22 protein-coding genes and 6 pseudogenes are annotated in these 20,786 nt (G+C 28.3%); 11 read left to right on the top strand and 17 right to left on the bottom strand.

Annotated elements, in window-relative coordinates; genetic code table 11:
- Nucleotides 1-281 precede the first annotated feature (281 nt).
- From MHI13_RS00850 to MHI13_RS00835, 4 genes and pseudogenes are all read right to left on the bottom strand, one after another.
- Entirely contained in the window at nt 282-482 is a 201-nt protein-coding gene (locus MHI13_RS00850) for a hypothetical protein (protein ID WP_017175580.1), read from the bottom strand.
- A 55-nt stretch (nt 483-537) separates the two neighbouring features.
- Nucleotides 538-790: pseudogene (locus tag MHI13_RS00845) on the bottom strand (relaxase/mobilization nuclease domain-containing protein); the annotation flags it as partial.
- 165 nt (nt 791-955) lie between these two features.
- Nucleotides 956-1,339: a plasmid mobilization protein gene (locus MHI13_RS00840; RefSeq protein WP_054105665.1), complete on the bottom strand. Its 384-nt coding sequence runs from the start codon at nt 1,337-1,339 to the stop codon at nt 956-958.
- 238 nt (nt 1,340-1,577) lie between these two features.
- Nucleotides 1,578-1,748 carry a hypothetical protein gene (locus MHI13_RS00835; RefSeq protein ID WP_153298853.1) on the bottom strand — a complete coding sequence of 57 codons (171 nt, stop codon included), beginning with the start codon at nt 1,746-1,748 and terminating at the stop codon, nt 1,578-1,580.
- Nucleotides 1,749-2,242: 494 nt separating this feature from the next.
- Between MHI13_RS00835 and MHI13_RS00830 the strand changes: the two are divergent.
- Nucleotides 2,243-2,394, top strand: a pseudogene (locus MHI13_RS00830) (recombinase family protein); the annotation flags it as partial.
- On the opposite strand, the pseudogene MHI13_RS00825 reads toward MHI13_RS00830, so the two are convergent.
- Both MHI13_RS00825 and MHI13_RS00820 read right to left on the bottom strand, forming a co-directional pair.
- A pseudogene (locus tag MHI13_RS00825) lies at nt 2,388-2,566 on the bottom strand (plasmid mobilization protein); the annotation flags it as partial. The pseudogenes MHI13_RS00830 and MHI13_RS00825 sit on opposite strands and share 7 nt — an antisense overlap.
- Nucleotides 2,567-2,741: 175 nt before the next feature.
- The gene (locus MHI13_RS00820) at nt 2,742-4,121 is read right to left on the bottom strand and encodes an MFS transporter (RefSeq protein ID WP_340760978.1); all 1,380 of its coding nucleotides are present in this window, start codon (nt 4,119-4,121) and stop codon (nt 2,742-2,744) included.
- Nucleotides 4,122-4,232: 111 nt separating this feature from the next.
- Here MHI13_RS00820 and MHI13_RS00815 point away from each other — a divergent pair, with 111 nt between their 5' ends.
- Nucleotides 4,233-4,910: an ArsR/SmtB family transcription factor gene (locus tag MHI13_RS00815; protein WP_340760977.1), complete on the top strand. Its 678-nt coding sequence runs from the start codon at nt 4,233-4,235 to the stop codon at nt 4,908-4,910.
- 92 nt (nt 4,911-5,002) lie between these two features.
- On the opposite strand, the gene MHI13_RS00810 is transcribed toward MHI13_RS00815, so the two are convergent.
- Nucleotides 5,003-5,359: a hypothetical protein gene (locus MHI13_RS00810; RefSeq protein ID WP_020365846.1), complete on the bottom strand. Its 357-nt coding sequence runs from the start codon at nt 5,357-5,359 to the stop codon at nt 5,003-5,005.
- A 101-nt stretch (nt 5,360-5,460) separates the two neighbouring features.
- On the opposite strand from MHI13_RS00810, the gene MHI13_RS00805 reads away from it, so the two are divergent.
- Nucleotides 5,461-6,159, top strand: coding sequence for a hypothetical protein (locus MHI13_RS00805; RefSeq protein WP_192832222.1), 699 nt, complete (start codon nt 5,461-5,463; stop codon nt 6,157-6,159).
- Nucleotides 6,160-6,250: 91 nt separating this feature from the next.
- On the opposite strand, the gene MHI13_RS00800 is transcribed toward MHI13_RS00805, so the two are convergent.
- A complete protein-coding gene (locus tag MHI13_RS00800; protein ID WP_015740108.1) occupies nt 6,251-6,679 on the bottom strand; it encodes a VOC family protein in 429 nt (142 codons plus the stop codon).
- A gap of 81 nt (nt 6,680-6,760) precedes the next feature.
- Between MHI13_RS00800 and MHI13_RS00795 the strand changes: the two genes are divergently transcribed.
- A complete protein-coding gene (locus MHI13_RS00795) occupies nt 6,761-7,696 on the top strand; it encodes a helix-turn-helix transcriptional regulator (protein WP_015740109.1) in 936 nt (311 codons plus the stop codon).
- A gap of 44 nt (nt 7,697-7,740) precedes the next feature.
- On the opposite strand, the gene MHI13_RS00790 is transcribed toward MHI13_RS00795, so the two are convergent.
- A complete protein-coding gene (locus MHI13_RS00790) occupies nt 7,741-8,349 on the bottom strand; it encodes a recombinase family protein (protein WP_301994455.1) in 609 nt (202 codons plus the stop codon).
- A gap of 219 nt (nt 8,350-8,568) precedes the next feature.
- On the opposite strand from MHI13_RS00790, the gene MHI13_RS00785 reads away from it, so the two are divergent.
- Together MHI13_RS00785 and MHI13_RS00780 are read left to right on the top strand one after the other, a co-directional pair.
- Nucleotides 8,569-9,264, top strand: a complete 696-nt coding sequence (locus tag MHI13_RS00785; RefSeq protein WP_054105843.1) for an ABC transporter ATP-binding protein — start codon at nt 8,569-8,571, stop codon at nt 9,262-9,264.
- Nucleotide 9,265: 1 nt separating this feature from the next.
- Nucleotides 9,266-10,036, top strand: a complete 771-nt coding sequence (locus tag MHI13_RS00780; RefSeq protein ID WP_054105842.1) for an ABC transporter permease — start codon at nt 9,266-9,268, stop codon at nt 10,034-10,036.
- A gap of 113 nt (nt 10,037-10,149) precedes the next feature.
- Here the strand turns inward: MHI13_RS00780 and MHI13_RS00775 are convergent, their stop codons facing one another.
- Nucleotides 10,150-11,922, bottom strand: coding sequence for an RNA-directed DNA polymerase (locus MHI13_RS00775; RefSeq protein ID WP_083295477.1), 1,773 nt, complete (start codon nt 11,920-11,922; stop codon nt 10,150-10,152).
- Between the two features lie 149 nt (nt 11,923-12,071).
- The gene (locus tag MHI13_RS00770) at nt 12,072-12,167 is read right to left on the bottom strand and encodes a type I toxin-antitoxin system Fst family toxin (protein ID WP_000493114.1); all 96 of its coding nucleotides are present in this window, start codon (nt 12,165-12,167) and stop codon (nt 12,072-12,074) included.
- A gap of 522 nt (nt 12,168-12,689) precedes the next feature.
- Between MHI13_RS00770 and MHI13_RS00765 the strand changes: the two are divergent.
- Nucleotides 12,690-12,811 (top strand): annotated as a pseudogene (locus tag MHI13_RS00765) (alcohol dehydrogenase); the annotation flags it as partial.
- Nucleotides 12,812-12,895: 84 nt separating this feature from the next.
- Here MHI13_RS00765 and MHI13_RS00760 read toward each other — a convergent pair.
- From MHI13_RS00760 to MHI13_RS00750, 3 genes and pseudogenes are all read right to left on the bottom strand, one after another.
- A pseudogene (locus MHI13_RS00760) lies at nt 12,896-13,029 on the bottom strand (winged helix-turn-helix transcriptional regulator); the annotation flags it as partial.
- Nucleotides 13,024-13,098, bottom strand: a pseudogene (locus MHI13_RS00755) (winged helix-turn-helix transcriptional regulator); the annotation flags it as partial. The pseudogenes MHI13_RS00760 and MHI13_RS00755, both read right to left, overlap by 6 nt.
- An 11-nt stretch (nt 13,099-13,109) precedes the next feature.
- The gene (locus MHI13_RS00750) at nt 13,110-15,368 is read right to left on the bottom strand and encodes an ATP-binding cassette domain-containing protein (RefSeq protein ID WP_049437657.1); all 2,259 of its coding nucleotides are present in this window, start codon (nt 15,366-15,368) and stop codon (nt 13,110-13,112) included.
- 573 nt (nt 15,369-15,941) lie between these two features.
- On the opposite strand from MHI13_RS00750, the gene MHI13_RS00745 reads away from it, so the two are divergent.
- Nucleotides 15,942-16,550 carry a stage II sporulation protein M gene (locus tag MHI13_RS00745; protein WP_049419905.1) on the top strand — a complete coding sequence of 203 codons (609 nt, stop codon included), beginning with the start codon at nt 15,942-15,944 and terminating at the stop codon, nt 16,548-16,550.
- 1,110 nt (nt 16,551-17,660) lie between these two features.
- Here the strand turns inward: MHI13_RS00745 and MHI13_RS00735 are convergent.
- A complete protein-coding gene (locus tag MHI13_RS00735; RefSeq protein ID WP_049431661.1) occupies nt 17,661-17,849 on the bottom strand; it encodes a hypothetical protein in 189 nt (62 codons plus the stop codon).
- Nucleotides 17,850-18,175: 326 nt separating this feature from the next.
- Between MHI13_RS00735 and MHI13_RS00730 the strand changes: the two genes are divergently transcribed.
- The gene (locus MHI13_RS00730) at nt 18,176-18,340 is read left to right on the top strand and encodes a hypothetical protein (RefSeq protein ID WP_017174774.1); all 165 of its coding nucleotides are present in this window, start codon (nt 18,176-18,178) and stop codon (nt 18,338-18,340) included.
- Nucleotides 18,341-18,387: 47 nt separating this feature from the next.
- On the opposite strand, the gene isaB is transcribed toward MHI13_RS00730, so the two are convergent.
- Nucleotides 18,388-18,906, bottom strand: coding sequence for an immunodominant staphylococcal antigen IsaB family protein (gene isaB, locus MHI13_RS00725; RefSeq protein WP_049335343.1), 519 nt, complete (start codon nt 18,904-18,906; stop codon nt 18,388-18,390).
- Nucleotides 18,907-19,511: 605 nt separating this feature from the next.
- Between isaB and MHI13_RS00720 the strand changes: the two genes are divergently transcribed.
- Nucleotides 19,512-19,634, top strand: coding sequence for a hypothetical protein (locus tag MHI13_RS00720; RefSeq protein ID WP_017174772.1), 123 nt, complete (start codon nt 19,512-19,514; stop codon nt 19,632-19,634).
- A 24-nt stretch (nt 19,635-19,658) separates the two neighbouring features.
- Complete coding sequence (locus MHI13_RS00715) at nt 19,659-19,793, top strand: hypothetical protein (RefSeq protein ID WP_002449300.1); 135 nt, start codon at nt 19,659-19,661, stop codon at nt 19,791-19,793.
- Between the two features lie 71 nt (nt 19,794-19,864).
- Here MHI13_RS00715 and rarD read toward each other — a convergent pair whose 3' ends face one another.
- Nucleotides 19,865-20,770: an EamA family transporter RarD gene (gene rarD / locus MHI13_RS00710; protein ID WP_054105536.1), complete on the bottom strand. Its 906-nt coding sequence runs from the start codon at nt 20,768-20,770 to the stop codon at nt 19,865-19,867.
- Between the last annotated feature and the right edge of the window lie 16 nt (nt 20,771-20,786).

Here is a 20,786-nt window from a genome sequence, read left to right as displayed (position 1 = left end):
ACTCTCTCGATTTGTGAGAAAGTATTTAGGCTTTTTTATTTTTTTAATTTTGGTTTGTGATTTTTTAGATTATTTTTTGATTAGTCGTTCTAAAAAAGATTAGACACGCATTTATGCCGAGAAAATTTATTGAAGTTGAGAAGAACTCTTAACTAAACTTGTAGACGAATGTCGGCATAGCATGAGCTATTAAGTCGACCATTCGACAAGTTTTGGGGATTGTTAAGGGTTCCGAGGCTCAACGTCAATAAAGCAATTGGAATAAAGCGATATTAAGTTTTTTAATCACTACAGTCGCATTTTAAGTTTCCGTTTTCATCTATAAACGATTCTTTATTTTTTTCTTCGTAAATTACTGGCAAACCTTGTATATTCGTAATCATTCGCATTAACTTCCCATCTTCATCGATGGTTGCTAAACTTCCACATTTATCACATTCGAAATAATTGTTACCGTCAAAAATTCGGTTAAATTGACTCATAATTATCTCCTTTGTCTTTGTTTTGAAACGAGTTGAAAACGAGTTTCTTCTTGTCTTGATGATTAGGTGCTATCTTCTCGGCTAATTCCATTCCAAGTTGATTACATTGTGCTGGTGTTACTTCGCCAGGCTTAAATGACATGACCTTCATTGCCACCCGTTTTTCCATACAGTTCACGTGTCGCTTTGAAACTTCCCTTGGCATAGTCTATGTCACAATTTAAGCCACTTTTTTCTTCAGCCCGTTTTTCAGCGTAATTAATAGCCCGTGACGTTGATTTCGTTGAACTTATTTTAGCTGGGGCCATTTGTATCACGTTCTTTCATTTCTTTATAAGCTGTATAGCATTTAATAACATCTATAAAGGCTAAAAGTAAAAAAAAGATACTTGCCCAAAATTGATGTGCATAAAAAATAAAATAGCTAATCATAATTAAACAGACAATAAATAAAATTAGACTTAAAATCATATTTATTTTAGGACTTTCCATATTTCATCCAACCTTCTACGTAATTCTTCGATATTATATTCTAATGCTTCATAATTCGGCGCCTCATATTGATGTTGGTTACAATATTTAGCAATTTGATTAGCATTTGATCCTAGCTTGCTTAAATCCTTAGCTATCGATTGTCGCGTTTCTTTATCAAATTTTGGTGCGACCAATCGACTTCCCTGTGCCTTTTTCTTAACGAAAGCAGGCACACTCATATTTAAAGTTTCCGCAGATTGTTGTAACTTTAAATATTCGTCTTCGTTCACTCGAAAACTAATTTGTTTACGCTCCTTACGGTTAGGTTTACGGTTTTTCTTAACAGCATCGTCGCTAGCCACAAATGTGTCTCGTTCACTCATTCATTCCCACCACGCTTTCTTCGAAAGTTATTACTTGAATAACCTAAGCATATAAAATATGTAAAGGTTATTAAAGTAATATAGTGGTTTGGCAAGCACTGGCTTTGCTAGCCACATACGTGGTAGCGTCGCCGGCTTGTTGGGGAATATCCCCAAGCCCCTTAAGATTTTTTCTGCGAAAAAATAAGTGGCTAGATATTAGCCACTTATTTTATATAACAATATTTCTAAATTCAATTTACTCTTTATCAGATTTTGTTATTTTAGCATTATTATCTTCTAGTAGTTTTTTAAATACTGAATCGGCTCTACCTACGAAAGAGAATTTTTGAGGAAAAGACATTTCTATTATAATTTTATCTCCTGGCTTAATTTTATCTCCTGTATCAGTATAGTTAAAATTTTTCATAATAATTCCTCCTATTATATTTAAAAATAACTAAACAAATTATAATTAATATAAAATAATATATTAAACAGACTAATATTGAAAGTAATATTGTATTATCAGAACTATTGTATTTTGAAAAAATAAACTGTGATAAATCAATATTATAAATATAGTACTTTTATTAATATTAATGACTTTAAGGAATTACCAAAGAAAATAAAAATGTTGAAAGGATGACTTTAAATTGAATAAGTTCTTTTCGCTAATGATACTAATAATTCCAATTTTTATGATATTGCTTTTTTTAATTAATGATATAGAAAAATCTTTGTTGATAACTTTAGTAATCTTAATAATTACAATAGCTCTGCTTTTTTTTATAAAGAGGAAAGACAATAAATGATATATTATACAAACTTACTACCTATAATCATAACTTATGTTAATAAAAGATAAAGTTCATTTATGTATGTTTCTAATACTATGATATATTGAAATAAATAGTAATAAATAAAGGATTGGAAGCCGTCAGAGCAAGAGGTAGAAAAGGCGGGGCGGAAGACCTTCATTACCTGATCATAAAAAGAAGGAGATTAAATTTTTATATGCCGAACAAAAACTTATAGGTGAGGAAATCGTAAAAAAAGGTGTTAGTCGTTCAACATCAAATTTAGGTGTGACCAATCGACTGCCTTGTGCTTTTTCTTAACGAAAGCAGGCACACTCATATTTAAAGTTTCAGCCTACTGCTTTAACTTTAAATATTCGGATTCGCTCACAAGAAAACTAATTTGTTTCGGATCCTTACGGTTGGGTTTTTGGTTTTGTTCGCTCATACATCCCACTACGCTTTCTACGAAAGATATTACTTAATATAGTGGTTTGGGCTAGCAAAGCCTGCTTGTTGGGGATACTCCCCAAGCCCCTTATGATTTTTTCTGACGAAAAAATAGTGGCTAATTGATAGCCACTATTAATAAAGAAAAAGAAGTATTATTTGTTATAAATATATTAATTAGGTTCATATTTAGTCTTTAATATTTTTAATAAAAAAGGTAATAATGCTAAAAAGAGTGTTATTGATGCAAATAACCATGCATGACTTGACCCTTCTATGAGTTTATCTGAATTTGATGAATTACTGATAAATAATGAAGTAACTGCTGTATAAAAAGCAATACCTATATTTTGAACCATTCTTTGTGTAGCTCCAGCAGTACCTTGCATATCTTGAGATACAGTTCCCATTATTGCTGAAGTATTAGACGGTAGGAAAAAACCTCCTCCTATACCATATATTAGTAATAATAAGCTTATTGTCACTGGATTTAATATATATTGTAATAATCCTAGGCTTGTATATGCCACAATCATAATAATTAGTCCTGTAGTCATTAATACAATATTGCCAATGCGAGAAATTAATTTACCAGATATTTTTGAAGTAAGTACTAATCCTAAAGGAGAAGTAAGGTTAACTAATCCTATTTGCCAAGATGAAAGATGATTAATCTTTTCTAAAATATATGGAGGAATTATAAAACCTAAAGATGCTGTACCTCCAAATACAAATATTGCAAATATTGGAGATGAAAATGATACATTCTTGAATAAACGTAAATCGATGATAGGATGATTTGTTTTTAACTCCCATATAATAAATAGGCAAAAAGAAACAATAAAGATTAGGAAATTGCCATATACTGATATATTAAAAATTGAGTGATAAGACCAAGATGTTAAACTTATTAATAAACAAAAGATAGATAGAAATAATAATGAATTTCCACGTATATCTAAATGGATAGACGTACTTTTTTGCTCTTTAATATATCTTTTTAAAAATAAACAGCCGATTAAACCGATAAATATAAAGGGAATATTGATCCAAAATATCCATCTCCAATTACCTACAGATATTAAAAGACCTCCAATACTTGGACCTAAAACAGGACCTATTCCTAATAGAATACTTAACGTTCCTAACGCAGAACCTTGTCTATTTTCAGGAATGGTTGTAGTAATAATAGCCGTAGCAGTTCCTTGTAACATTGCTGCACCTATACCTTGTAAACCACGAAAAACGATTAATTGTATGACGTTGTTTGAAAAACCGCATAAAATAGAAGCTATTAAAAAAATAGTTAATCCTGAACTATATATATTTAAACGACTGTATTTATCGCTTAGTCTCCCAAATATTATAATTGTGCCTGTTAATAATAAAGTATATAGTGTAACACTCCAAGTAATAAAAGAAATATCAACATTAAAGTATTTTGATAAAGTGGGTAATGCGACATTGATAATGCCACTATCCAGGGTGGATAAAAACATTCCTATTCCTGCTGTGAAAACAACTAAATGATCGAAATACTTAGAAGAATACATCTATCATACCTCCTCATTTAACTAATTTAATCATACCCATATAATATTTCGGTGTTAAACGAAATATTATATGGGTATGATTAAATTGTACTAATAGAAAGGATGTATTATATGTATGAAAATTTTGCTGATAATATTCTCCTCATTGGACATAAAACACGTTTAACTATGTTAATTGAATTATCTAGTGGTATATCTCTTTCAGCTGGAGAATTAGCTAAATTAGCTGGTATAAAACCTCAAACAGCTAGTGAGCATCTTTTAAAATTAGTAGAAGCCAATTTAATCTCAGTAAATACTCAGGGACGACATCGTTATTATAAAATTGATAATGATAAAGTTGTTGATGCAATCCAAGCTTTGTCTGTCATATCTCCACCTATGAGTAGTAAGTCGTTAAAAGAAACAACAAAAAAAGAAAAATTATCATATATGCGTACTTGTTATGGTCATATTGCCGGAAAAATAGGGGTTAAGTTTACTGAATCTTTGATAGAAAATAATTATATTAAAGAAGAAGAAAATTTTTATAAATTAACTCAAGAAGGGAAGACTTGGTTAAAAAAAATAGGAATTGAAACAGAAAAGAGTATGTACTCTAAACCTATTCCTAAACATATAGATTGGACTGAGAGAAAAAATCATATGGCAGGACCGGTTGCATTGCAAATAACTGAAAAAATGATCGAATTATCTTGGATAAAAAATAGTGAAATTAATCGATGTCTTAATTTAACCAAAAAAGGAAAAAGTGCTTTTAAGACATATCTAAATATGAATATCCCATAATAAAAAATGAATAGGTTATACAAAAGCACTACCCATAATGCATGTTATGGCAACAAAAGGGAACTCAATAATGAGTTCCCTTTTGTTATTTATTATTCTAATTCTATTGTTTTAACCTCAGGCACTTCTGGGATAAAAGCATGCTTAATTTTTATATAAAGTTTCGCAGGTTTATCATTTAGATTCACTTGGTAATATCCGATGCCCTCACTTCCTTGATTATCTGATCGTAATTTAATTGATACTTTTTTAGAGTTTCTTAAAATTTGATAAGTTTTATTATTATCTGTTATATCATGTAATTTTTTTGTATCGTGATTTTTTATATAACTATTGATTTGTTTTTCGCTAGAATAGCAAGCCCATTTATCAAAAAAGAAAAAATTCATAAAAATATAACAAATAATTATAATCATGATTATGCCAATGATATAAAATGATTTTTTCATAAAAAACACCTCATCATCAAAAAAATTTTTATAATTTATGATAACTTAAAAATATATAGATTTTCTACATAAAATAATTAAGTTTCAAGGAGATGTAAAAATTGAGAAATATCATTAAATTAATGTTAGCAGGTATTTTAGTCTTAGGGACTGGTATGGCTAGTTTAGAATCAAATCATGCTCATGCTGAAGAAAATCATGATAATCCTCCACAAAATGTTAAATTAGTTGGTACTTATAATGCGTCTCAAGTTGATTCTCAAACAATGCAACAATTTAAAAACATAGAAAAAGAAGATAATAATTTTCATGTAATTCAAAAAAACAATCAAATCATTGTAGAAGACGTATTACCTAATCCAGACAATAAAAAAGTGAATGAGACTGAAAACAGAAGTGCTAAAATGGATACAAAAGTAATTAATTTTTCAGACTTTGTTGGTAGTATGGATGGAAAAGATGATGGCAAAATAAAAGATGGTACATCTTTTTATAGTGCGTCATATAAGGGACAAAAAGATGGGCAAAAAGTGAAAAAAGGGACACACGTCCATTGTAATAGATTTAACGGGACTAAATCGGATCATAGATATTGGTCTAAGAAACATCCTAAAGCTTATGTAGATTTTTATAAGAGTGATTGTTGGTATCATGCAAAAGCTTATAAATGTTCTTCAATAGGTAAAATGACAAAATGTGATGGGTTGAATGTTAAGAAAAAAGGGGTTAAGGATTGTTCTTCATGGAAAGGGAAACCTAAACATAAAAATTGGCCAAAGACAGCATGGTATAGAAACTAGTAAATGAATAATATATACAAACTAACTACCTATAATAGTTAATTATGTAAATTATTAATTAAAAAAAGGGCATATATAATATACCCTTTTTTTAATTTTTTCTTTTAGTAAAGAGATGATAAGCAATTCCAAATTCATCTTTAATATATCCATACCCCTCCGTATAAAATTTCGGGGCAAAGGGTACTAAAATTTCAGACCCTAATTCAACTAATTCATCATAAATTCGCTTTGTATCTTCGACATTTTCGAATGTCACGCACAAAGAAACATTATTTCCTTTTGTAATTGGAAGGCCTTCAGTGTCATCTGCAATCATTAACTTTACATCACCAAATAAAATCACACATTGATCGATTTTTTCTAAATCTCTTTCATCAACATCTTCACGTGCCTCTAACGGTCTATCTTTTATTCTTTGAATATAAACTGTATTTGCATTAAATATTTCCTCTAAGCGTATTCTTAATTTTTCAGCATTATTAGTGATTACAAAATATGGACTAACTTCAAAATTCATATATTTTCCTCCTTCAATAATTTGTTATATAATTATCATACTATTTAAAGGTGTCAATTCTAGACACCGAAAGGGGAATTTATGAATAAAACTATCAGACTTTATAATCTAATAGAATTTTGTAATAATAATCGAAATTTCAAATTAAAAGATGTAATGGAAGAATTTAATACTTCAAAAAGTACAGCTTTAAGAGATATTAAAGATATTCAAGAACTAGGGGTGCCTTTATACAGTATTGGAGGAAAGAATGGAGGATATAAAGTTATTAGAAAAGCTCACCTCACAAGAATTGATTTAAATGATGAAGAAATTAAATCTTTATATTTTGCTTTGTCGAGTATCTCTAATTTAAAAAGTCTTCCGTTTTCATCTGAATATATAAGTATAGTCAATAAAATATATAACAGTTCTACAGAGGTGCAAAAATCGATTATTAATCAATACAAAAATATGTTTGAATACTTCAATGTTGAAATCGGTAATGAATATTCCAATGATATTTTTAATAAAGTTATAAATTTCACGATACTTAAAAAGCAATTCACTTTAGTTTATGGATCAAAACATCTTACTTATATTTATCAAGGGATAGGGTTAACTTATAAAAATAATGTATGGTATTTTGTGACGGCGAACGTTAAAACTAAAATTGTGAGATTATTTAACTTAAATAAAATTGAGGAGATATATGAAACAAGATTTGAAGAGGCAATCCCAAATATTCATCTAAAAAATTATAAACAGTACTTAGTAGAGAAAGAGTCCAAAATAAATATAACTATTGAAAGTAATGAAATAGGCGTAGATTTATTACAAAATCATTTGTGGTCTAATATCACTATAGATAAGTTAGAGGATGATACATTTATATTAAAAATAGACATCAATAAAGAAGATGTGAATTTTGTATCAAAAATCATTATATCTTGTGGTAAAAATGTAAAAGTTTTAAGTCCAGAGAGTTTGCGTAATAATATAAAACAAGACTTACAAGAAATATTAGATTACTATTAAATGAATACGATATACAATTTAACTACCTATAACTCTTTATTAAGTTAAGTCAAATCATTATCGTATTTAATTCTATAAACAGTCTGCCTTGTTATATTTACTTCTTTTGCAATTTTACTAATTGCTTGGCCTTCTTCTAACATTTCTACAACTCTATGATAAATAACACGTTTCTGAGGATCTTTAGCATTCGCTGAATAAAGTAACGGACGCCCTTTATATACACCTTTTTCTTTCGCAACTTGAATACCTTGTGCTTGTCTACGTTTACTTTCATTTCGTTCTTGTTCTGAAATCATTGCTAATATTTGTATGATTAAATCTTTCATAAACTTATCTAATAAAGGATTGCCAATGACTTCATTCATCATAGGTAAACTAGTAATCATCAATTGAACTTCTTTATCCTTTAAATAATTAACTGTGTTAATCACTTCATCATAATTACGACCTAAGCGATCAATCGATTCTACTACAAATCTATCGCCCATTCTCACAAAGTTAAGTGCTTCTTGAAATACGGGTCTATTTTCTACTGAATTTCCCGATTGTTTCTCTGTAAATATTTTCTCTACGCCAAATGTTTTCAAATTATCTAGCTGTCTCTCTAAATTCTGATCTACCGAAGATACTCTTGCATAACCTATAATCATTCGTTTTCACTCCACAATTAATATACACCCTAATCATACGTTTAAGTTACTATAAATTCAATAACTTATTTTGTATGATTAGGGTGTACCTATAACCTACAATATCCCGCAATTTTATATCGATGTTATTTTATGTAAATTTAACTTAGTTCTTTTTTTATGATAAATTAAGTTTAGATTTATATTAAAAATTTTAATAACTTAAAAGGAGATTATCGTATGAATGTTTTAACAGTAGAACATTTAACCAAAAAGATAGGTAAAAAAACTATTCTTGAAGATGTTTCATTAAAGTTAGATCAAGGTCAAATCGCAGGTCTTGTAGGAGCTAATGGCGCAGGTAAAACAACTTTAATGAAAGTTATATTGGGATATTCAAATTATCAAAAAGGACAATTTAATGTTATTGAAAATAAACATAAAAAGAGCAATATTGGAGCGTTGATTGAAAGTCCGGGAATATATCCATTCATGTCAGGCTACGACAATCTAAAGATTTTAAATGAATCTAAAAATTCTAATGACATTGATACTATTGTCTCACAACTCAAAATGAATGAATATATACATAACAAAGCAAAAACATACTCCCTTGGTATGAAACAAAAATTAGGTATCGCAATAGCTTTCTTGAATCAACCTCAATTAATTATTTTAGACGAACCTATGAATGGTTTAGATCCTAAAGCTGTACGAGATGTTAGAGAACTTATCATTAAAAAAGCACAAGAAGGCGTTACTTTTTTAATTTCTAGTCATATCTTAAGTGAATTAGTAAAAATCACCAATTCTATCTTTATTATCAATAAAGGGAAAATTGTAACAGAAACTACAGAAGAAGAATTAAATAAATACGAGGATAATGATTTAGAAAATGTATTATTAGATATTATAGATAAGGAGGAACAATCATAAAATGAGTACGCTAATCAAACAAGAGTGTTTCAAGTTATTCAAAAAGAAATCAACATATATTATCCCTATTATTATTATATTATTAATGCTTGCTCAAGCAGTAGTTTCTAAAAATTATGATGACGTTTTTTCACCAAAATTAGCTATTTCATCAGCATTTAGTGGCTTTTCATGGTTAATCTTCTTATTAATCATTCAAGCAAGTACAATCATTTCCATGGAATTTTATCATGGTACAATTAAAAATCTGCTTTACCGTAAATATACAAGGTCAAGTATCATTATTAGTAAAATCGTAACTTTAATTATTTTTTCGTTAATTTATTTTATTATTACAATAGCTATAGCTATTGTGTTATGGGCTATTTTCTTTAACGATATTAATTTACTTGAGAGTAAAGGTGATGAACTATCATTATTAAGTAAAATGTTATTAACTGGATTAGGTACATTCGTTGGAACTTGGTTAGTTTTAAGCATCACTTTATTAATCTCATGTGCAATGAAAAGTCCAGGTGTTTCTATTGCAGTCGGCATTGTCTTTTATTTTGCTACTTCTATTTTATCAGGTTTATTAACAATTGTTATTGATAAATGGGAATGGTTAAAATGGAATCCAATTAACATGATGAATATCATGGTTCAAATTATTGATAAAAGTTTTAAAGAAATTACAAAATTAGAATTACATGAATTATTTATTGGTAATATTGTTTATATATTTATTTTCTTAATTCTTGTTGTATTTGTCTTCAGAAAAAAAAATATCTAAATAAGTTCAATGTACTTGTGATTAACAAATAATATATTAACCTCCTCACATTAACAATAGTGAGGGGGTTAGAATGTATTCAAACAATACAAAAGTAAATTTAATATAATTAATTATATTAAATTTACATGTTTTAAATCTATAAGTGGTACTTTTTTTTCTAATAATTCATTAAAAAATTCATCTACATCATCTTTTGAATTAATATAATTCCAGTTTAAATCGCTCTTATACCCTTTCTGCTTTGACTCATATTTTTGACTCTTGCAATAACTATTAATTTCTTTTTTAGAAATCACATTTTCTTTTATTAAGTAATAAATAAAGTATCTGAAATACCATAAATTTTGCGACATTACACCTACTGTTGCTGGATAATCTTCCTTAGAATTTTTAAATAGATTATCAATTCTTTTTAATAATTTTTCTATTTTCCAAGACTTTCTTAGATATATTATTGTCAATAACGATAAAGATAAGTTATCTGTATTTTCATTTAGTAAATTCAAAACATCACTTCTTAAAAGAATATCTACATCATATTCAACAATATATACAAGAATTTGATAAGTTTCTTGATGATAATTATTTTTATTATAAAATACTAATAAATTTCTAATTTCTTCGTTTCTATTTTTAAAATACTGGTTAACTTGTTTTGAGACTAACTTTTGATCGTCCATTTTAATAGTTAAATAGTTTAATAAAGATAAGCATCTATTTGTTAATTTAGAGTCCTTTAGTGACAAATCTAATATAAACTGCAAGATATTAAATTTAGTAATATTATTTTTATATCCAAATATCTTACTTATTTTATATTTATTTATTTTTTTCGTCTTTAAAGTATTTTCTATTACTGGGAAAATACTTTTTATTGCGCCTTTATTTCCTTTTCTTTCTTCATCTATGCATAAATCAATAAAGTTCTTAATACCTATAATCCAAGTTTCATCTTTACTATTTGAAGAATAATTTTTGAAATAATTAAATATAAAGTCTTTGTTTTGTGGATGTATATATGGAAAATCATTTACTTCAGTTTTCTTGTCATTTATTTTTAATTCATATTTCATACATACTTTGTTAAAATCTCTATAAAATTTATCTTTCTCTTCTTCAAAATTAAATGAGAATGATATGTCATCCACGTATCTCGCATATCTATATCCTTTATTTTCCATTTCAGAATCGATATAACACATATATAATTCACTAATAATACGACTTAATATATTGCCAGTAGGTATTCCATGAGTTTGATTATATTGACAAGATGTAATTAATTTATCTAATTGATTTGAAAAACCCTTATTTCTTTCTTTTTTAGCATTCTTCTTTCCCATTATTACCCAAGGTATGCTATGTGTATAAAGAGAATGATAAAAATTAGATAAATCAACATTTAATATATGATTACCACCGTAAAGTAAAGTCTTTTTTAGATTATCAGTAAATTTAAAATCAAAATCTGGAAGTGAAAAAAATTTAGATGTTGAAAATTTATTGGCTAGAAAAACCTCTTTAAATTCTTTTTTATTTTTTTGCATGAAGAACATCAAATTTAAATAGCTATAAATATTAGGAATCTTATATTCTCTTCTTGATGTATTATTTTTCGGAATAGTAAATATTACTGGTTCTGTACTGCGTATGTTTTTGTCATTAAAAAACTTTTTAATGTAAAATGGATTATAATTAATATATTCTGCTAATTTACTCATATTAAATATTTTTAAATAAAATGCATCTGATTTACCATAGTTGTTTAATTCTGTTAAATCTTGATTATTTTTAGGAGTAATATCAAAATAACCATAATTAATTAAAAAATTAGTACTAAATAGATCATCGTACAATCTTTCCATTCTTTTTTTACTCTTCATAGCCTTTCTCCTACCTTTGCATTCCTCTACTAACCAGTGTTATAATTTGATTAACAAATAGTGTACTAACATGATAAACACCGAGCCCGATAACTACTGCGAATAGTTATCGGGCTCTTTTGGTGTATTAGCTATATGTCGTCGCTAAATTACTTTTCACGATTATTCAGCCAATGAGAAAATAACGTGAGTATAACCCCTACTATGATAGGAGCTATAATAGTTACAAATAGTGTACTGAACATGATGTCACCTCCTTCCATGCTAAATACAGCACAGAAGTGAACGACGACTTTTGTATTATATCATTTCTAATAATTGAGTTACAGATAACTTCCGATAAGTTAAATTATGTATTATTTTCTGTTTTTCTCTTTCCTTGTATTTTTTCAAATTCTTCTATATGGTTCAAAATCATTGTTGGAGTAATATTAATATATATACTTTCAAACTTTATTTTGGGGTAAATAATAGAAAAATTATTTACATTGATATTCTGAGATAGTGAGGCGTATAAGAAAATAAATTTGATGGTGAATGAATGGGGAATATCCTCCTTTTGTTATAGATACTATTTTCAAAAAAAGATGATTATATTCAATAAATTCACATGATTTATATGTAAATTATGTATATTTAACACAAAATAATAATTACTTAATTTACTCGTTTGAGTTTGTATTTTAATAACAGGGGCATATTTGCTAAAAGAGGATGATTGTATGAAATCAGTTACTTATCAAGGATATAAAAATATGGAAGTATGTGAAGTAAATGATCCAACAGAAATTATCACTCATATTATGCCGTTAGAAGATGTAAAAGAAGCTTATGATATCTTTGATCAAAAAAAGATAATACTATTAAAGTTATTTTAAAACCACAATAACATATAGATAAAGACGCCTTACTTTGAATAACTCGTTCAAAGTTGAGGCGTCTTTTACATATATATTTAAATTTTAATCTTTTTCTATTTAGAAATTTCTTCCAGAAATTCATCCCCCCAATCACAAATTGCATAAACTACTTTATCGAGTGTTTTTCTATGTTTGTTAACTTATACTCAACTTTTGGTGGAACTACTGGGTAGACAATTCTTTCAATATTTCTATATTGAAAGAATCTATGATAAGAAAAGAGTTGAATGAATATAATAAATATAAACTCATCCAACTCTTCTATTTCTACTGATTGATATAGCGTTTCAAGTGTTTAGATGTCAATGTTTCTGAACTATCAATAAAGTTTTTAGGTGTTCCACTAAATTGGACCTTTCCGCCATCCAACCCAGGGCCTGGACCGACATCGATGATCCAATCTGCTTCACACATAATCGATAAATTATGTTCAATCAAAATAACTGTATTGTTTTGATCAATTAAATCATCAAAACACTCCATCAATATAGGGATATCCGATTCATGTAGGCCTGTGGTTGGTTCGTCAAAAATAAAAATACTATTTTTTATCTCTTCATCTAAATGTTGTGCTAGTTTCACGCGTTGAATCTCTCCACCAGACAAAGTGGATAAAGGTTGTCCAAGTGACATATAATTCAAACCTGTTTTACTTACAGATTGTAATTTTGACTTAATATCATTCTTTTTATCAAAGAAAATAATACCTTCGTCAACCGTCAAATCGAGAACATCGGCGATTGAATACCCATCTATGGTAGCATCTAATACTTCTTGTTTATAACGTTTGCCATGACAAACTTCACATGTCTGTGAAAAATCACCCATAAAAGCAAGTTCCGTTTTAATATAGCCCTTTCCACCACAATTTGGACAGGCACCTTTTGAATTATAACTAAACATAGCTTTATTTAAGCCTGTTTCTTTACTGAAAAAGCTTCTTACGCTATCAAAAACACCTAAATACGTTAACAGATTAGATCTATTAGATCCTTGAACTGCTTTTTGATCAATAAAGATGGTATGGTCATTATTTTCAAAACCTGCTTTAACAAGGGTACTCTTACCTGAACCAGCAACGCCTGTTAAGACTGTTAATACGTGTTTAGGTATAGACGTTTTTACGTTATTTAAATTGTTTTGTGTCACAGGACCGATATTATAAAAATGGTTCGCTTCACGAATATTCTCTTTTAAATTATGTTTGTTACGTAATGCGTTACCTGTCGAAGTATTTGAAGAGAGTAATTCATTATATGTTCCTTCAAATGTGATTTCACCACCATTTTTTCCTGAACCTGGTCCCATATCTATGATATAGTCTCCTTCTTTAATAACATCGGGATCATGTTCAACAATTAACACAGTATTGCCTTTGTCTTTTAAAGATTTTAAAATTTCATTGATTTTAGCTATATCTTCCGGATGCAAGCCAACACTTGGTTCATCTATAATGTAAACCAAATCCGATAAAGAACTATTTAAATGACGTATTAATTTAAGACGTTGCGCTTCACCGCCTGATAATGTCGTTGTGACACGGTTAAGCGTTAAATAACTTAGTCCAATATATTCTAGTGCTTCTAACTGCTTTTTGAGAGGATCAATAATATATTTAGCTGTTGGATCCTCTAATTTATTAAGAAACTCTAAATTTTCCTTAATTGTCATTTGGGTAAAATCAGAAATATTTTTACTCATAATTTTAGAACTTAATATTTTCGAGTTTAAACGTTGACCTTTACATGTGGGACATATTTTATTATTTACTACATTTTTAAGATGTTTGGCGTAGCGTTTCTTATTAAATTCTTTATCGCCTAAAAATATTCTACTGAATCTAGGTATTAGCCCTACATATTTAGCTGACTTTCTCCATTCTTTAGGAGGATTTTTTAACGTCATTGGCTCTTGATATAAAAATAACTCTAATTCATCTTTTGTATAGTCTTTCAATTTTTTATTATTATCAAATAAACCACTATCTCGATAGGCTTTACCACGCTCTTTATCTGGTCCAAAAGAAGGAAAGTCTATTGCACCTTCATTTAAAGACTTATCCCAATCTAGCAATTCATCTAAGTTAATGTCTTCAATATATCCTAATCCTTCACAAGTTTTACACATGCCCTTAGGACTATTGAAGGAATATGCATCTGAATAGCCAACAAACGGTTCGCCTATTCTAGACCACAGTAATCTAACGGAGGCATATATATCCGAAACTGTTCCTACCGTAGAGCGAGAATTCCCATTGAATCTTTTCTGATTAATTGTCATTGCTACAGGAAGATTTTTAATTTTTTTCACTTTCGGTCTGGGTTGTTGATTTAAATGAAATTGGATATAACTGGAATAACTTTCATTTAGTAGCTGTTCAGATTCCGCAGCAATAGTATTAAACACTAAAGATGATTTCCCTGAACCAGAACGTCCTGTAAATACGGTTACTAAGTGTTTTGGGATATTTACATCTATGTTTTTCAAGTTATTTTGTGAAGCACCTGTAATATTAATAAAATCCATTAAGTATCCTCCCTTTATAATCTTTACAACATTGATTATTGCATATTAATCAATGATTAACTACTCATTCAAAAGACGACAACTTTAAGTCTTTTATATTACAAATTATTCCACCAATTCAATCCGTCTTCACTAAATAATTTTTTCACTTTCTTTAGGTCCATAGCTTCCAGAGGCATAATTAGGAAACTGTAGCTGTTCTTGTTTTCATACATTTACAATATCAACGAGTAATATAAAAATGTTTTCAAAATTCAATTACACTATATTTATATCAATAGCGTTAATATTTGTTAATACTGAAATTTTTGTCATCTACGAACATATTGATATAAATAGAATTATAAAATTTAAAATATGACTCATTTGTCAGTATTGTTTAAAAACAGGAGCTATGTAAAAATGAGTTATATCAAATATTAAAAGATAAATGTCAGTACTTTAAATGTTTATAGAACTTTTAAATAAAATACACTTCAATATATAGTACTTTCTATTATAAAGTTATTAATTATCTGGACAGGAAGAAACTCATGATACTCGTTTCAAAAAACAAAAAAGAAAGGGTTAATTATGCTAAATATTAAAGACCAAAATTATTTTAAAAGAGCATTAAATTTCTTTATACTATCAACAATTCTACTACTAATGACAATTCCAATCGCTTTATTTTTTCATCCTTCAGAAGAATTTATAAAACAATTAGGATCCAATTCACCTGAAAGCGTTAGTAAATCACAAGGTCTAAAAAAAGTTTGGGGGTTTATACAAAATAATGGCTTTCATGTACCAATACAAATGCTTTTGTTAGCTTTAATACCCATACCATTTTTATATACTCTAAACTTAATAGTATCACTTATTATTCCTGGCATACTATTCGGTTTTTTCATCCATTTTGATACTTACAAAGGTCTAACTAGCTTAATCGCTTATATACCCCATTACACTTTGGAAATGATGAGTTTTTGTATATTTACTAGTGGTCTTTATATGCTAAATAAATCAATCTTAAGAAAAATAATCAATCTATTCAGAAAAGAAAAAAAGCAAAACTACTCTTTCAAATTAAGTTTAATTAATTTATTAAAAGCATATTTATTCGTCTGTTTACCATTGGTTATATTAGCAGCATTTACTGAAACATATGTAGCTGATATGCTCTCAAATTTAATGAATTAACTACAATCAAAAAAATACAAAATCGCAAAAAGTGAGGTCATTTTATGTTTCTTGAAAAATTAAAATGCAGTCATTGTGAAAAAGAAATCGACAAAAACGAAAATATAACAATACACACAAATTCAAAAAATCTTAATGGCGTAACAAATCTAAAAAGTTGGGCTAAAAATCAAAACGTTTTATGTGAAAAATGCTCAAAATAAAAAAGAGCCTGTGTTTAGGCTCTTTTTATCAATACATCACATACGATTATTAGTATTTCCATGTCTTTGTTTAACTAATAAATAAACACCATTTATTAAACCCAAAATAGTCCAAGCAACTGATAAGTAGACATTATCCAGACTATAAATTGGAGCCATAAAAATTAAAAAGAAAATATTCATAACAAACGAAATACGATGAAATGTACTGAGCTTATTAATATCAATTCTGTTATTTTGAATAATAAATCACCTCTTGATATTTATATTATTTCAAAATTTTTACTTTATTCCAATTGCTTTATTGACGTTGAATCTCCGAACCCATAACAAACCCAAAACTTGTCGAATGGTCGACTTAATAGGTCACGCTATGCCAACATTCGTTTGCAAGTTTAGTTAAGGGTTCTTCTCAACACAAAACAAATCTTCTTGTCATAAATGTGCATTTTATTTTTTACTTTTATTTCCTTTTAAAACATAAATAAATAGAGTCATAAATATTGCAAAAAATAATGTAGAAATAAGACTTGGATATACATCAAAATCAAGGATGGATATCACTAAATCAAGTAGCAAATTTAAAATAAAAAAAGAAACAAAGAAATATACGAAATATAAAATAAATTTCAAAATGAAGCCTTCTTTTCCAGCAAAACTTTTTCACAAACATAATTTAAATTTTAAATATCTCTTTCGCAGAGTATGTTGATTATGGTTTTTATTATTATGTGATTCTTGTGTCTGTTTCTTATCCTTATCCTCTCGATTTCATCAATCTGTGTAATGTTTATCGACCATGCGCTTAATAATATAGTACTAATTAATGCTATAATTAATACTTTTTCATCATGAAAACCTCACAACCATCTAAGATATTTAACTTCTTAGATGATATCTTTATTTATCATTTCCAATATTTATTTCTAGAATTATAAATCACAGATGCTATTCCAAAGCTGGCTATAATAAAAATGAGTATGTATATAGAAAAGTTATCAGTCTGTATGTAAAATTTAAAAAGAAGAAACAATAAGAAAGCCACGATGAAATACACAGGAATAAATGCTTTCTTCCAAAAGATAGAATCTTTCATGAATATCCTCCTTTAATAATATTTTTTTATCTATATATTAAGGTTAACATTTTATATTAATCTATTTCTAAAACTATTTGTATAATTATATTTTATTCTCATATGTAAAAACTTAGAATATAAATAGGTGTCTTAGGTATGTTTAAATTATAGTTTTAACAAATTATATACGTAGCTTTCTAATCATACTTTTAAAAATTCAGCTATAATAAACAATCGTAATGCCTTTTATCATCATTGTAATTGTACAAAAATGATAGTTGATTGTTATTTTAAATCACGTTATGTTTGAAACAAGAATTCTAGATGTACAAGGAGATTATTACATGAAGTTTATTAGTATTGTTTTAGGATTGCTAGTTATCATTTCATGGTTATTTGTTTTACGAGAATACCAACATGGACATGAGAAAACAGAAAAAGGAAAGTTAGTCATTATTATTGCTTGTATACTGACTTTCATTATGACATTCATCAATATACTCGATTAATAAAAAACAGCACCTCGCAATGAGGTGCTGCCCTTTTATATCTTCTATTAAGACACAACAACGTGATCAACGTATCCATTTGTGACATGGAATGTAATATGACCTTTACCTACTGTGTAACCGTATAATCCTTCTGTTTTATCTGCTTGTTTTTTAGACAATGATGGTTGATATTGATAATGATCTCCGTAAACATCTTTTACTTGTTCTAAGCTTACTGTTTTAGGTGCGACCTTAAAATCAATCATTGCTGCTGTGTTGCCTTTGACTTGATTAAATGTTTGGTCATATACTTTTTTTGTTGATGTACCGTTTTGATACTGCTCATTCACTTTAATTCCGTTAAATGTTACATTTCCAGCTTTTAACGCATTATAGAACGTGTGATTTAATACGAATTCGCCACCTGACTTTGTATAACCATGATAATGATAATAATAGCCTTGTGACGTATGTGTTTGTGCCTGTGCTTCATTTGATACACCGTTATGCTCAGTTACATTAAACCCTAATACTGTTCCTAAAGTAATACCACCAACGACCATTGCTTTTGCAAATTTCTTCATTATGGATCACTCCTCTTATAGAATTATAATGAACTTCCACCTTTAATATATAATATTACACTCATACATTCAAAATTTTTATAAATTAAAATATAATTTTATTTAAAAATAATTAATTGAAAGACTAATTAATTATATAATACTTATAATATCACTCTGCTTTTTTATTCTTTCATTATTTTTAATTTATATTTAATACATGTTAGCCTTAAATCATACATATTTTAATTGATAAGGAGATTACTAATGAAAACAATACGTTATTTCCTATATTTTTTTATCGTTTATTTTATAATCTTTTACTTAGCACAACGACTATTAAAATTAGATTTAGGTATTGTGCGTTGTTTCATTTCATCCGTCATTTTCGCTATAATGATGAGTTATTTTGCTTACTTTGCGAAGAAACTTAATAGATAATACCTATGTTTATTTGTCATACTTCTGCTTCATTCTATTAACGGTACTTCTTTCTATATCAGTAGTCATCCTATGAAAAGTTAAAAAACGTCATGACATGGTATCAATTGCTAGAAATGTAAATAATAAAAATAATGAAGAATATGTCGTGCAGATTCTTAGATTTAAAGGAGGTATTGTCTATAATGAAGATCATTGATGTAGCTATGTATCTTGTTCACTCTACAATACCTTTATTAAAATTAACGATGGACATGTTTTTTTATTTTGAAAACGGGAATACTTCACTATACGCTTTAACTACGTAAAACTTAATAAATGGAGGTCATATTATGGCTGGATATAAATCACCAGGACGTAAAATTTCTGAATATATTGGCATTATTGCTATCGTAGCAGTATTTGCTGGCGTTTTTTATAAAAACCTTAAAAATGAAAACCAAACTGGTAACGGTTCTTTAGGCTAATTTAAATATTTTTTATAGATGATAAATAGAGCCATCCTTCACTCATCAAGTAGTGAGGGGTGGCTTGTTTTTTATTCTGGTCTAGGACTACGTTTCATTTTAATATATTGAGAGATACTATAAAGCGCAATACCAATCCAAATAAAGATAAATGTAATGAATTGGTGGATATCGAATTTTTCTTTAAATACGAAGATACCTAGTAAAAAGATAATCGTTGGACTAATGTATTGAATAAATCCTGTCAGTGATAGCGGAATGCGACGAGCGCCCGCTGAGAATAAAATAAGTGGGACAGCTGTTACCGCTCCAGAGAATAAGAGTAAAAATGTACTCATATTCAAACCGACTGATGATTGGTGTGCTTGCCATAAATAAATGATATAAATCAGTCCTGCTGGTGCTGTCACAATACATTCAATCGCAATCCCACTCATTGCTTCAACACGTACCAATTTTTTTAGTAAACCGTAAATCCCAAATGAGAATGCCAACATTAAAGAAATAATTGGAAATTCTCCTATCTTCATTGTCATGTAAATGACGCCAATTACGGCTGATACAATCGCTAACGTTTCAAACTTATTGAAACGCTCTTTTAAGAAAATAAATGCGAGTAAGACACTCACTAATGGATTAATATAATAACCTAAACTGGTTTGTAGCACATGACCATTAGACACTGCCCAAATGAATGTTCCCCAGTTAATCGTAATCACATAACCTGCAATAATAATCGCAACAAGTTGAATCGGATGTGCTACGAGTTGATTGATATCATGTTTAAGCGCTTGTGATTTTTTTAATACAAAAATCATTAGAATCATAAAAACCATCGCAAGGATAATGCGATATGCTAAAATTTCAAATGCGCTAATACCGTGAATGAATCTCCAATAAATAGGTAGAATCCCCCATAATAAATGCGCCCCTAACGCAAATAAAATTCCTTTTCTAAATTCTGCATGATTATCCATGCTAAACCCTCCTAGC

The sequence above is a fragment of the Staphylococcus sp. FSL K6-0223 genome (assembly GCF_038008285.1).
Note: the sequence above shows the minus strand (reverse complement) of the source record. Positions and strands in the feature narration are given on the sequence as shown.

Bases quoted from the DNA above. Each gene is read 5' to 3' on its own strand.
- MHI13_RS00850 (WP_017175580.1), bottom strand. From the start codon at position 482: ATGAGTCAATTTAACCGAATTTTTGACGGTAACAATTATTTCGAATGT.
- MHI13_RS00840 (WP_054105665.1), bottom strand. From the start codon at position 1,339: ATGAGTGAACGAGACACATTTGTGGCTAGCGACGATGCTGTTAAGAAA.
- MHI13_RS00835 (WP_153298853.1), bottom strand. From the start codon at position 1,748: ATGAAAAATTTTAACTATACTGATACAGGAGATAAAATTAAGCCAGGA.
- MHI13_RS00820 (WP_340760978.1), bottom strand. From the start codon at position 4,121: ATGTATTCTTCTAAGTATTTCGATCATTTAGTTGTTTTCACAGCAGGA.
- MHI13_RS00815 (WP_340760977.1), top strand. From the start codon at position 4,233: ATGTATGAAAATTTTGCTGATAATATTCTCCTCATTGGACATAAAACA.
- MHI13_RS00810 (WP_020365846.1), bottom strand. From the start codon at position 5,359: ATGAAAAAATCATTTTATATCATTGGCATAATCATGATTATAATTATT.
- MHI13_RS00800 (WP_015740108.1), bottom strand. From the start codon at position 6,679: ATGAATTTTGAAGTTAGTCCATATTTTGTAATCACTAATAATGCTGAA.
- MHI13_RS00795 (WP_015740109.1), top strand. From the start codon at position 6,761: ATGAATAAAACTATCAGACTTTATAATCTAATAGAATTTTGTAATAAT.
- MHI13_RS00790 (WP_301994455.1), bottom strand. From the start codon at position 8,349: ATGATTATAGGTTATGCAAGAGTATCTTCGGTAGATCAGAATTTAGAG.
- MHI13_RS00785 (WP_054105843.1), top strand. From the start codon at position 8,569: ATGAATGTTTTAACAGTAGAACATTTAACCAAAAAGATAGGTAAAAAA.
- MHI13_RS00780 (WP_054105842.1), top strand. From the start codon at position 9,266: ATGAGTACGCTAATCAAACAAGAGTGTTTCAAGTTATTCAAAAAGAAA.
- MHI13_RS00775 (WP_083295477.1), bottom strand. From the start codon at position 11,922: ATGAAGAGTAAAAAAAGAATGGAAAGATTGTACGATGATCTATTTAGT.
- MHI13_RS00770 (WP_000493114.1), bottom strand. From the start codon at position 12,167: ATGTTCAGTACACTATTTGTAACTATTATAGCTCCTATCATAGTAGGG.
- MHI13_RS00750 (WP_049437657.1), bottom strand. From the start codon at position 15,368: ATGGATTTTATTAATATTACAGGTGCTTCACAAAATAACTTGAAAAAC.
- MHI13_RS00745 (WP_049419905.1), top strand. From the start codon at position 15,942: ATGCTAAATATTAAAGACCAAAATTATTTTAAAAGAGCATTAAATTTC.
- MHI13_RS00735 (WP_049431661.1), bottom strand. From the start codon at position 17,849: ATGAAAGATTCTATCTTTTGGAAGAAAGCATTTATTCCTGTGTATTTC.
- MHI13_RS00730 (WP_017174774.1), top strand. From the start codon at position 18,176: ATGAAGTTTATTAGTATTGTTTTAGGATTGCTAGTTATCATTTCATGG.
- isaB (WP_049335343.1), bottom strand. From the start codon at position 18,906: ATGAAGAAATTTGCAAAAGCAATGGTCGTTGGTGGTATTACTTTAGGA.
- MHI13_RS00720 (WP_017174772.1), top strand. From the start codon at position 19,512: ATGAAGATCATTGATGTAGCTATGTATCTTGTTCACTCTACAATACCT.
- MHI13_RS00715 (WP_002449300.1), top strand. From the start codon at position 19,659: ATGGCTGGATATAAATCACCAGGACGTAAAATTTCTGAATATATTGGC.
- rarD (WP_054105536.1), bottom strand. From the start codon at position 20,770: ATGGATAATCATGCAGAATTTAGAAAAGGAATTTTATTTGCGTTAGGG.